The organism is Mesorhizobium sp. M8A.F.Ca.ET.021.01.1.1, from assembly GCF_003998025.1.
GTDB lineage: Bacteria > Pseudomonadota > Alphaproteobacteria > Rhizobiales > Rhizobiaceae > Mesorhizobium.
Genome location: NZ_RZSJ01000182.1, coordinates 1 through 10,266 on the forward strand (window position 1 = coordinate 1; position 10,266 = coordinate 10,266).

Annotated in this window: 11 protein-coding genes and 1 pseudogene; 7 read left to right on the plus strand and 5 right to left on the minus strand. The window is 65.4% G+C overall.

The window, feature by feature from the left end; genetic code table 11:
- Positions 1 to 236 precede the first annotated feature (236 nt).
- Positions 237 to 1,130, minus strand: a complete 894-nt coding sequence (locus EOA36_RS16200; RefSeq protein WP_127278495.1) for a MurR/RpiR family transcriptional regulator — start codon at positions 1,128 to 1,130, stop codon at positions 237 to 239.
- Between the two features lie 323 nt (positions 1,131 to 1,453).
- Here EOA36_RS16200 and EOA36_RS16205 point away from each other — a divergent pair, with 323 nt between their 5' ends.
- On the plus strand, positions 1,454 to 2,641 hold the full coding sequence (locus tag EOA36_RS16205; RefSeq protein WP_127278496.1) for a Gfo/Idh/MocA family oxidoreductase: 1,188 nt from the start codon (positions 1,454 to 1,456) through the stop codon (positions 2,639 to 2,641).
- Positions 2,642 to 2,842: 201 nt separating this feature from the next.
- Here EOA36_RS16205 and EOA36_RS16210 read toward each other — a convergent pair whose 3' ends face one another.
- On the minus strand, positions 2,843 to 3,307 hold the full coding sequence (locus EOA36_RS16210) for an NUDIX domain-containing protein (RefSeq protein ID WP_127278497.1): 465 nt from the start codon (positions 3,305 to 3,307) through the stop codon (positions 2,843 to 2,845).
- A gap of 161 nt (positions 3,308 to 3,468) precedes the next feature.
- Here EOA36_RS16210 and EOA36_RS16215 point away from each other — a divergent pair, with 161 nt between their 5' ends.
- A complete protein-coding gene (locus tag EOA36_RS16215; RefSeq protein WP_127278498.1) occupies positions 3,469 to 4,002 on the plus strand; it encodes a sterol desaturase family protein in 534 nt (177 codons plus the stop codon).
- A gap of 41 nt (positions 4,003 to 4,043) precedes the next feature.
- On the opposite strand, the pseudogene EOA36_RS16220 reads toward EOA36_RS16215, so the two are convergent.
- From EOA36_RS16220 to EOA36_RS16230, 3 genes and pseudogenes are all read right to left on the minus strand, one after another.
- Positions 4,044 to 4,426 (minus strand): annotated as a pseudogene (locus tag EOA36_RS16220) (YkvA family protein).
- A 298-nt stretch (positions 4,427 to 4,724) separates the two neighbouring features.
- The gene (dinB, locus tag EOA36_RS16225; RefSeq protein ID WP_127278499.1) at positions 4,725 to 5,972 is read right to left on the minus strand and encodes a DNA polymerase IV; all 1,248 of its coding nucleotides are present in this window, start codon (positions 5,970 to 5,972) and stop codon (positions 4,725 to 4,727) included.
- Positions 5,973 to 6,248: 276 nt separating this feature from the next.
- Positions 6,249 to 6,665, minus strand: a complete 417-nt coding sequence (locus tag EOA36_RS16230; RefSeq protein WP_127278500.1) for a helix-turn-helix domain-containing protein — start codon at positions 6,663 to 6,665, stop codon at positions 6,249 to 6,251.
- Between the two features lie 108 nt (positions 6,666 to 6,773).
- Here EOA36_RS16230 and EOA36_RS16235 point away from each other — a divergent pair, with 108 nt between their 5' ends.
- The 5 genes from EOA36_RS16235 to EOA36_RS16255 form a co-directional block, all read left to right on the plus strand.
- On the plus strand, positions 6,774 to 7,361 hold the full coding sequence (locus EOA36_RS16235) for a dihydrofolate reductase family protein (protein ID WP_127278501.1): 588 nt from the start codon (positions 6,774 to 6,776) through the stop codon (positions 7,359 to 7,361).
- A 128-nt stretch (positions 7,362 to 7,489) separates the two neighbouring features.
- Positions 7,490 to 8,365 carry an SDR family oxidoreductase gene (locus EOA36_RS16240; RefSeq protein ID WP_127278502.1) on the plus strand — a complete coding sequence of 292 codons (876 nt, stop codon included), beginning with the start codon at positions 7,490 to 7,492 and terminating at the stop codon, positions 8,363 to 8,365.
- A 108-nt stretch (positions 8,366 to 8,473) separates the two neighbouring features.
- A complete protein-coding gene (locus EOA36_RS16245; RefSeq protein ID WP_127278503.1) occupies positions 8,474 to 9,412 on the plus strand; it encodes an alpha/beta hydrolase in 939 nt (312 codons plus the stop codon).
- A gap of 2 nt (positions 9,413 to 9,414) precedes the next feature.
- Entirely contained in the window at positions 9,415 to 9,948 is a 534-nt protein-coding gene (locus tag EOA36_RS16250; protein WP_127278504.1) for a dihydrofolate reductase family protein, read from the plus strand.
- On the plus strand, positions 9,945 to 10,266 hold a 322-nt coding region (locus tag EOA36_RS16255), incomplete at its 3' end, for an RNA polymerase sigma factor (protein ID WP_145969189.1). The genes EOA36_RS16250 and EOA36_RS16255, both read left to right, overlap by 4 nt.

Here is a 10,266-nt window from a genome sequence, read left to right on the forward strand (position 1 = left end):
GCCCCTCACCTGCCTGCCGGCATCCTCTCCCCGTATAGTGACGGGGAGAGGGGCGCTGTCGTCACCGATTTCGCCAATCACCAATGTTGCAAAGGGGGTGCCAGCGCTGAGGCCAGCCCCTTCACCCCGTCACTATACGGGGAGAAGTGCCCGGCAGGGCGATGAGGGGCGGCGCGGGCGTCGATAATTTATGGTCGCCGCCACAAGTCGAAACTCTCCATCAAAACCTCCAATATTCACTTGCCGCGCTTTGCCGCGACGCCTTGGACCAGCGCCATGCCGACGGCGAGCGACGCGGCCAGCGAGCGGAAACCGGCGAAGTCGGATTCCACCACCTCCAGCCAGCTGTCCGAGAGCCGGATCAGCGGCGAGAAGGTGCTGTCGGTGACGGTAACGATGTGGGCGCCGCGTTCGTGCGCCACCGCGACGAGGTCGGGCGTGATCGAATTGTAGGGGCTGAAGGACACCGCCAGCACCGCATCCTGCCTGCCGATGCAGCCGACCTGGTCGAGCGCGGTCGAGCCGACATTGTCGACCAGCACGTTGCGCACGCCTTGCTGCGAAAGCGTCAGCGACAGATAGGTGGTGACGGGGAAGGCGCGCTTGGAGCCGATGACGTAGATCAGGTCGGCGTCGGCCAGCGTCGCCAACATCTTCTCGAAGCTTTCGACATCGAAGCCGCTTTCGATGCGGCCGAGCGAGGCCTGCGAGGCGCCGACCATGCCGCGCAGGAAATGCATGGCGGCGTTAGGCTCGGCCTCGGCGCGCTGCTCGCCACGGCCTTCCGGCCAGGATCCCTTGACGTGGTCCTTGAACAGGCCCTGGAAATCGGAAAAGCCCGAATATCCGAAGATCTGCGCGAAGCGCACCAGCGTCGAGGGCTGCACGCCGGCCTGTGCCGCCACTTGGGCGATGGTGCCGAGCGCGACCTCGCTCGGATGCTGCCACAGGAAGATCGCCACCTGGCGCAGGCGCTTCGGAAAATGCACCGTGCCGGAGGACAGCACCGCGCGCAGCTCTTCATAGGTCTGCGGCTGTATATAGCCAAGGGCCGCCAGCGAACGCCCGCGCTTGCGCGTCGCCGCCTCGTCGGCACTGGATCGTCCGGATGGTTTTCTCGCCCCGCTCATGAATTCAGGCTAGCGCGATACGATCGTTTTACAATATGGAAATTGGAAATCCTGTTCGAGGGTGGTAGGGGGGCTCGGTAAGTCCTTCCAACGTCGTCATCCCAGGGCGAAGCAGGAGCGAAGCTCCGTCGCGGAGACCCCTGGAGCTGCTCCGCAGCCCAAGGGATCCATGCCGTGACAGTTGCCGAGGAACGCGGCGGAATCAGAAGATTCTGCACCGTCGCAACGCCTTGAAGCCACGGCATGGATCCTGGGGTCTGCGCCGCGTCGCTGCGCTCCTTGCTCCGCCCCAGGATGACGAAGTGATAGGTGGAGGAGGAAACATGGTCTACGCAACATCGGACGGGTCGGCGGGCAAGCGTCTGCGCGTCGGCATGGTTGGCGGTGGCCGCAACGCCTTCATCGGCGCGGTGCATCGGCTGGCCATGCGGCTTGACGACCAGATCGCGCTGGTCGCCGGCGCGCTGTCGTCCGATCCGGACAATGCCGCCGCCTCGGCCGCCGAAATCGGCATCGCGCCGGATCGCAGCTATGCCGATTATCGCGCCATGGCCAAGGCGGAGGCCGCGCGGCCTGATGGTATCGAGGCGGTCGTCATCGTCACGCCCAACCATCTGCACGCGCCGATCGCCACCGCATTTCTCGAAGCCGGCATCGACGTGATCTGCGACAAGCCGCTGTCGACGACGCTTGATGACGCGCGAGCGCTGGTGGCGCTGGCGCGCGCCAAAAAGCGCCGCTTCGTCGTCACCCTCAACAACACCGGCTACGCCATGGTGCGCCAGGCGCGCGAGATGGTGATGGCGGGCGAACTCGGCCGGATCGTGTCTGTGCATGGCGCCTATATCCAGGACTGGCTGACCAAGCCGATCGATGCCGACGGCCAGAAGCAGGCGGAATGGCGCACCGATCCGGCGAGGGCAGGGCAGTCGGCGGTGCTGGCCGATATCGGCGTGCACGCCTTCAACCTGGCAAGCTTCATCTCCGGCCGCGAGGCCGAGGCTGTATCCGCCGATTTGTTCACCGCCGTGCCGGGACGCCGGCTCGACGACAATGCGCATGTGCTGGTGCGCTGGACCGACGGCGCGCGCGGCACGATCCTGGCCAGCCAGACGTCGCCCGGCCACTACAACGACCTCTCCGTGCGCATCTATGGCGACAGAGCCGGGCTCGAATGGTCGGGCACGCGGCCGGAGGAACTGCGCTTTTCCGTCCATGGCGAGGAAACCCGCACGCTGGTGCGCGGCGGCCATGGCTCGACGGCTGAAGCCCGGCGCGTCTCGCGCATGCCGGCGGCGCATCCGGAGGGCTATATCGAGGCCTTCGCCAATTTCTACCGCGACGCCGCCGACATCATCCGCGCCCACCGTTCGGGGGGCGTGGTCGATCCTGCCCGCGCGGCACAGGTGCCCGACGTGGTCGACGGCGCGCGCGGCGTGAAGTTCGTCGCCGCCGCCGTGGAGTCGAACGCGGCCAGCGGGGCGTGGACGGCGGCGCGGTTTGGGGGATGACAGCCAATCTCCCCCTCGTGGGGAGATGCCCGGCAGGGCAGAGGGGGGCGCCAAGGATCACTGCCTATCGGTATGATCCTCTTTCACGCAAGCCTCCGACGGACATACCTGATTGACCGAGACGTTGGCGGGACAGCGCCCCCTCTGGCCTGCCGGCAATCTCCCCTCTTGGGGGGAGATTGGCAGCTTTGCCGTCGGCGATCATGCCACGCCCAGTTGCTCCGCCAGATCCGACAGCATCGGGCGCTGGCCCTGCAAAATCTTCACCTCGGCCTCGGCCAATGTGAACCAGCCGGCTCTGTCGACCTCCGGGAATTCCTTCATCGATCCGGATCGCGGCGGCCATTCCATGGTGAAGGTGTTGCTGCTGATGGCGGTGACGTCGATGTCGGCCTCGACGGACCAGGCCGAGACGATCTTGCCGCCCGGTTGCCGGTAGTCGCCGAGGCGCGCGAAGGCGCCTTCGACCTTCATGCCGAGCTCTTCCCCGGTCTCGCGTCGTGCCGCCGCCAACTCGTCCTCGCCCTGGTCGACGAGGCCCTTCGGGATCGACCAGGCGCCATCGTCCTTCTTCGCCCAGAACGGGCCGCCGGGATGGACCAGCAGCACCTGGATGTCACCACCGCTGCGGCGATAGATCAGCAGGCCGGCACTGCGTTTTGCCATGTTTGCATGTCCGTTTGCGGCACTGGTGCGAAGTCTGCCGATCTTGCACCGGGAAATTGCGACGCTATGTCAGGCGCATCCGGATTGCACCTCATGCGCGAGTCCGGCAATCTGATAGCATCGCTTTGGGGCGGCGTCGAAAAGTCAGGTGATTCGTCCGAATGCAGCTGGGTCTGATCGGCTACTATAGCGACTTCGTGGTCTATCCGCTGGTGATCGCCGTATTGGGCGTGGCCGGGCTGATCGAGGCCGGAGAGGAAGGCGCGCCGGACTGGATCGGCACGGCGCTGATCTGCCTTGGCCTGTGGACGCTGATCGAATACGTCCTGCATCGCTTCGTGCTGCACCACGTTCCCTGGATCCGGGACCTGCACGACCGTCACCATATCGAGGAGCGCAGCCCGGTGGGCACGCCCACCTGGCTCAGCCTCGGCGTTCATGCGCTGGTGGCGTTCCTGCCTGTCTGGATGGTCTCGGATTTCGCGACCGCCAGCGCGGTGAGCTGCGGTCTGATGCTGGGCTACCTCTGGTACATCAGCGTCCACCACATGATCCATCACTGGCATCCGACCCATCCGAGCTATCTCTACATGCTGAAGCGCCGCCACGCGGTGCATCACCATGTCGACGAGAACGCCAATTTCGGGGTGACGTCGATCTTCTGGGATCGGATTTTCGGCACCGCGCGGCTTTGATGTGGGGCTGCCGGGGCAATGAGAAACGCCGGGCCTGAAATCTAAGCCGAGCGATCTGGCCAGAACAACCAGATGAGCGCGGCGGCCATCAGAACCCAAATTCCAACGATGAATGCGAGACCGCCGCGGCTGGCCGGCCTGGACCGGCGAATGGCTGCCGCGCGAACCTCAGCCATCAAAGCGGCGGGGATCAACTTCACCGCAAGCAGGATGCCGAGCGGTACGATGATCAGATCGTCCAAATATCCGAGGACGGGAATGAAATCGGGTATCAGATCGATAGGACTGAGCGCGTAGGCGGCGACCACGCCGGCGGCAACCTTGGCGTACCAGGGAACGCGGGATCGCGGGCGGCCAGCCACAAGGCGACCACATCGCGCTTGATGGCCCTTGCCCATTGCTTTGCCTTGTCAAGGATGGTCACACGGCAACCCTCTTTTATTAGATCTCGACAGTCGGCGCCGCCGCTCCCTTCGCTTCGATCATTGCAACCATTTTCGCGATCTGCAAACTGCCCCGCTAGCCAATTTCGCCTCTTCTTGACAAGCGGTGCCTGCCGGATGCTAGTTGCCGCCAGACGCCTGGGTGTGGGGGATTGCCGTGAGGAAGACCTATCAAAAGCCGGTGCTGGTGAAGCGCGAGCTGCTGTCGGCCGTGACCGCGGCGCCGCCTGGTTCGGCACGTTGATCCGCAAGGCGTGAGCGACGGGAGGGCTTCTCCGCTCACAGTTCCTTTTCCGCCAACTCCCTGAATTCGTCCGGCACCGAACGGGCCGCCTCCAACGCCACCGTGCCGTAGCCGACAGCCTGTTTGCCGAAGCGCTCGCGGATCTTGTCGACGGCGCGGTCGGCGCCGAAACGGGCGAGGCCCTTTCGGCTGCCGGGGCGGCGCTTTTCGTCGGCAAGGCCGAGCGGCAGGTCGAGCTGCAACTCGGCGCTCTCTTCCAGATGCGAGACCGAGATCGCCAGCAGCGAGATGGTTTTCTCCAGTGGATGCTCGGCGAGCACGCCGCGCACCAGGTCGCCGGCGATCTCGGCCAGCATCACGGTCGCCGAAATCGGCTGGTCCAGCGTGATCGAGCGGGTGACGGCGCTGAGATCGGCGAAGCGCACGCGCACCGTCACCGTGCGGCCGGGACGGTTCTTGGCGCGCAGCCGGCTGGCGACGCGGTCGGCCAGATGCAGCAGTGTCGGCACGATCACCCGCGCCACGGCCGGCTTTTGCCCAAGCGCCGATTGCGCGCCGGCCGAATGCGCCCGGCGCTTCGTCTCCAGCTTGCGCGGGTCGCGGTTCCACGCCAGGGCCGCGAGCTTGTCGCCGGCGGCGGGGCCGAGCAGCCGCGTCAGCGCGCCGCTGTGGGTGCGGGCCAGTTCGCCGATGGTCTCGACGCCGATCTCGGCCAGCCGCGCCCTGGTTGCCGGCCCGACGCCCCACATCAGCGAGACCGGCAAATCGTGCAGGAAGGCAAGCTCGGTGCCGGGGTCGACCACCACCAGCCCGTCGGGCTTGGCGACCTGCGAGGCGATCTTGGCCAAGTGCTTGGTGCGCGCCACGCCGATCGAGATCGGCAGGCCGAGTTCTGCCCGCACACGGCGGCGGATCGCTATGGCGATCTCTCGCGGCGAGCCGAACAGATGCGTGCAGCCGGCGACATCGGCAAAGGCCTCGTCGATGGAGATGCGCTCGACCACCGGCGTGAAATCGTCGAGCACCTTGATCGCCGCGTCGCCCAGCCGTTGGTAGTGGCTGAAATTGCCGCCGACGAAGATCAATTGCGGGCAAAGCTCGCGCGCCTTGCGCCCCGGCATGCCGCCGCGCACGCCGAAGGCGCGCGCCTCATAGGAGGCGGCGAGCACCACGCCGCCGCCGACCGCGATCGGCTTGCCGCGCAGCGTGGGGTCGAGCAACTGCTCGACCGAGGCATAGAAGGCGTCGAGATCGGCATGCAGGATGGTGGCCGTTGTTTCCATCCTGTTCCGCTCATCCGCGATTGCTGATAGACCGGAACATATAGAGAACAAAAGCGGACCATTGTCAATCGGGAGGCAGGTTGTGGAGGCATCTCGTTGGGGAGTGTGACCTAGTTCAAATGCTTCGACTGGCTACCCAGGCGGCAGTGCTGCCCTCATTGCCCTGCCGGGCATTTCTCCCCGTATAGGGACGGGGAGAAAGGGCGGCGGCTCCGCCGGCGACCCGCGGCGCCGACTTTCAAGGAAGCTGCTTCGCCCTTAGAACAGCGCTCCCGCCTACACCATATGCTCCGCCCGCAGTGCCACCTTCATCCGTTCCAGCGCCGGCTCGCCGCCGGCAGCCAGTTCCTCGGCGATACGGGCCAGCTTGTCATCGGCCTTGCGATGCTTGCTGCCCCAGGCGCCGAGCGTGGCCAGCACCGGAAGCAAGTCGATGCCGGCCTCGGTCAGCCGGTAGATTGCCTTCAATCCGTGGCTCGGGTCGTTGCTGCGGGTGAGGATGCCTTCGTCCTGCAGGGTCTGCAGCCGCTCGGCCAGGGTGCGCGAGGAAATGCCTTCATCGGATTGCAGGAACTCGCGAAAATGCTTTTTGCCGGCGAAGACCAGGTCGCGGATGATGAGCAGCGTCCAGCGGTCGCCGAGCAGTTCCAGCGACAGGTTGATCGGGCAAGCGGATCGTTCGCGCGTCGACATCCCTATGGTTCCAATTTTAAATCACTTTACTATTGACATCATTTTTCCCGACAGGTCAAATGGTTCCGAAAGTAAACCATCCTTAGGCAAATCTGATGAGGACACCCGATGAAAAAGCTCATCCTGCAGATGCAGATGTCGGTCGACGGTTTCGTCGGCGCCGACGCCGATCACCCGTGGCAACTCTGGGAGTGGGGCGACGACAATGGTTGGGACGCCGAGCTGAAACAGGATTTCAACGCCGTGTTCGCCGGCATCGACACGATTCTGCTCAGCCGCAAGATGGCCGAGGAGGGCTATCTCACCCATTGGGGCAATGCGGCGAGGAAATATCCGGCCGATCCCTTCTATGCTTTCGCCCGGCGCATCGTCGAAGCGCGCAAGGTGGTGCCGAGCGACAGGCTCGAAGCCTCGCGTTGGGAGCGCACGACGGTGGTGAGCGGCGACCTGCCGCGCGAGGTCAACGCGCTGAAGGCGGGCGAGGGCGGCGACATGGCCGTCTTCGGCGGCGCCGGCTTTGCGTCGGCGCTGATCGCGGCCGGGCTGGTCGACGAGTTCCAGCTGTTCGTCAATCCTGCCGTGCTGGGCGCCGGCCGCCGTATCTTCGACGAGGGCGGGTTCCGAAACCTGCGGCTGCTCGGCTCGAAGGCCTATGCCTGCGGCATGGTGGTCAGCCGCTACGCGCAGGCAGGCTGATCCGGCGCATACTGGCCTCGCCCCGATAAAAAAGACGTTTGGCCGGAATCCTTTGCCCGCTTCTCTTCGTCTTCAAGATGCGGTCGCCGAAAGGGCGGCCGCATCGATGCTGAATGGAGAGACAGACCATGATCCTGGTGACAGGCGCCACCGGCCTGAACGGCAAGGCAATCGTGCGCGAATTCGCACGGCGGAAGTATCAAGTGAGGGCGCTGGTTCGCGATCTGGACCGGGCATCCGCGGCAGGGCTCGGCGGACTTGCGGGCGTCGACCTGATCGAAGGCGATATGCGCCGGGCGGAGACGCTTGGCGCGGCACTCGACGGCATCGATCGCGTGCTGATGATTTCGACCGCCGCGCAAGACATGGTCGAGACGCAGTGTCGTTTCATCGACGCCTGCAAGCAGGCCGGCGTCGCGCATGTGGTGAAGTTTTCCGGTGCCGAATCCAACATCGGCTATGACGCGACCAAGTTCCGCTTCACGCGCATGCATGAGGAGGTCGAGCGCTATCTGGAGGGAGCGGGCATGGCGTGGACCCACCTGCGCCCCAGCCAGTTCATGCAAGTCTATCTGCGCGACGCGCCGACCATCGCCGCGGAAGGCGCATTTTACCTCGCGCTCGGCGATACCGAACTGTCGCCGGTCGATGTCGAGGACATCGCCAAGGTCGCCGTCCGGCTGCTGCGCGATGGCGGCCACGAAGGCGAGAGCCTCGACTTGACCGGACCCGAGGCGCTGACCATGAGCGACATCGCGGCGCGGATTTCGCAAGGGATCGGCAAGCCGGTCCGCTATGTCGATGTCAGCCCGCAGGAGCGCCGGCGCAATCTGCTGGCCGCCGGCGTCCCTGCCGACTTCGCCGATGCGCTCGACGAGCAACTGGCGGAGCGGCGGCGGCGGCCGAAATCGCGGGTGCATCTGGCCACGCATGAGATGTTCGGCGTGCGGCCGACGCCGTTCGTCGAATTCGCCCGGCGGCATGCCGCGATGTTTGGCGGCTGAGCGCGTCCGCAAAAAAAGCGCCGGCCGCCACGTATCCTTTTTGCCTGCCCGTACGTCTCTGCCTTCGAAGGTCGCGCCTTCCGCGATCCGCAACCCCAGGAGAATATCATGGCGAGCATCGAGAGCGAGGCAAACAGGAACCATTACGCGGCGATCGCGGCCAATGCGGGCAAGCTGACCAGCCCGCAAGCGATCATCGACCACAACGATGTCCATTGGACGGCGCTGACCGGCGAGCCGCGCGGCGTCGACTATATCGAGGTCGATGCCGGCGGCGTGCCGGCGATGTGGGTCGTGCCCAAGGGTGCCGACGAGCAGCGGGTGCTGGTTTATGCGCATGGCGGCGGCTTCATCGGCGGCTCGATCTACACCCACCGCAAGCTGGTCGGCCATCTCGCCAAGGCCGTCGGCTGCCGGGCGCTGGTCTACGATTATCCGCTGGCGCATCAGGCCAAGCATCCGGCCCAGCTCGAGGCCGCGATGGCAGCCTGGAACTGGCTTGTCGACCAGGGCTTCGACACCCGGCGGATCGTGATCGCCGGCGACTCCTGCGGCGCGGTGCTGACCTATGGCGTCCTGCAGCGGCTGCGCGCGCAGGGGCGGCCGCTGCCCGTCGCCACGCTGATCATCTCCGGCTGGTTCGACATGGCGATGACCGCCGCCAGCTACGAGACCAACCGCGAAAAAGATCCGGCCTTCGCCAAGGCTGGCGTCGACTGGCTGGCGGCCAACTTCATCGGCGATGCCGATCGGCGCGATCCCGAGGTCAGCGCGCTCTACGCCGATCTCTCCGGCTTTCCACCCGTCTTCCTGCAGGCCGGCGCCGACGAGACGCTTGTCGACGAAAGCCGCATGTTCGCCGAGCGGGCGAGACAGGCAGGCGTCGAGACCCGGCTCGACGTCTTTGACGGCATGCTGCACTCCTTCCAGATGATGGCCGGGCGGGCGCCGGAGGCCGATGATGCCATTGCCCGTTTCGCCACCTGGATACGGCCGAGACTGGGGCTGCCGGCAGCCGGTGAGAAGAGCAGCGAAAGGGCGGCGTGAGCATGCGGCGGCTGATCGTGTCGAGTTTCGTCTCGCTGGATGGCGTCATCGAGGGGCCTATGACATGGGCCTCGCCATTCTTCGTCGGGGAGAATGTGGACCATGCCTTGCAGGCGCTTTCGAACGTCGAATTCTTCCTGCTTGGCCGCGTCACCTACGAGATGTTCTTCGCACGCTGGCCAGACATCAGGGATAGCCCCTACATGGACCGCATCAACGGCCTGAAGAAGCTGGTCGCCTCGACGACGCTGAAGACGATGTCGTGGAATGCCACCTTGCTTGATGGTGACGTTGTGCAAGCGCTCGCCGCGATCAAGCGGCAACCGGGCGGCGACATCCTGAAATATGGGGTGTCGCAGCTCGACCGCACCTTGCTTGGCGCGGGGCTGGTGGACGAGTATCATCTGTCGATCGTGCCGACATGGGTCGGGCACGGCAAGCGCGCCTTCGACGATGTCGGACCGGTCGATCTCGATCTTGTCGGCACGCATCGTTTCGCCAACGGCGTGGTGACCCTGACCTACGTGCCGCGATGAACCAGCAGATCCGCAAAACCCCCGAGACGACGCAAGCCATGCGGGCCTGGCCTGAGCCCGACCGCGTGTTCGACCTGCGCTATGCCGCGTTCCTGGAGACGGTTTCGCATCTGCGCGCCAGGTTGCATCGCTATTGCGCGCGCATGACCGGCTCGGCGCTGGATGGCGAGGACATCATGCAGGAGGCGCTGTTCGAGGCCTATCGCAAGATCGAGCTGCTCGACGATGCGCAGGCGCTGCGGCCGTGGCTGTTTCGCATCGCGCATAACAGGTGCATCGACTTCATCCGCAATCGCCGCACGCGGCACGCGGCCGAAG

Coding starts and splice junctions, on each gene's coding strand:
- EOA36_RS16215 (WP_127278498.1), top strand. CDS start 3,469: ATGCAGCTGGGTCTGATCGGCTACTATAGCGACTTCGTGGTCTATCCG.
- EOA36_RS16210 (WP_127278497.1), bottom strand. CDS start 3,307: ATGGCAAAACGCAGTGCCGGCCTGCTGATCTATCGCCGCAGCGGTGGT.
- EOA36_RS16205 (WP_127278496.1), top strand. CDS start 1,454: ATGGTCTACGCAACATCGGACGGGTCGGCGGGCAAGCGTCTGCGCGTC.
- EOA36_RS16230 (WP_127278500.1), bottom strand. CDS start 6,665: ATGTCGACGCGCGAACGATCCGCTTGCCCGATCAACCTGTCGCTGGAA.
- EOA36_RS16245 (WP_127278503.1), top strand. CDS start 8,474: ATGGCGAGCATCGAGAGCGAGGCAAACAGGAACCATTACGCGGCGATC.
- EOA36_RS16235 (WP_127278501.1), top strand. CDS start 6,774: ATGAAAAAGCTCATCCTGCAGATGCAGATGTCGGTCGACGGTTTCGTC.
- dinB (WP_127278499.1), bottom strand. CDS start 5,972: ATGGAAACAACGGCCACCATCCTGCATGCCGATCTCGACGCCTTCTAT.
- EOA36_RS16250 (WP_127278504.1), top strand. CDS start 9,415: ATGCGGCGGCTGATCGTGTCGAGTTTCGTCTCGCTGGATGGCGTCATC.
- EOA36_RS16240 (WP_127278502.1), top strand. CDS start 7,490: ATGATCCTGGTGACAGGCGCCACCGGCCTGAACGGCAAGGCAATCGTG.
- EOA36_RS16200 (WP_127278495.1), bottom strand. CDS start 1,130: ATGAGCGGGGCGAGAAAACCATCCGGACGATCCAGTGCCGACGAGGCG.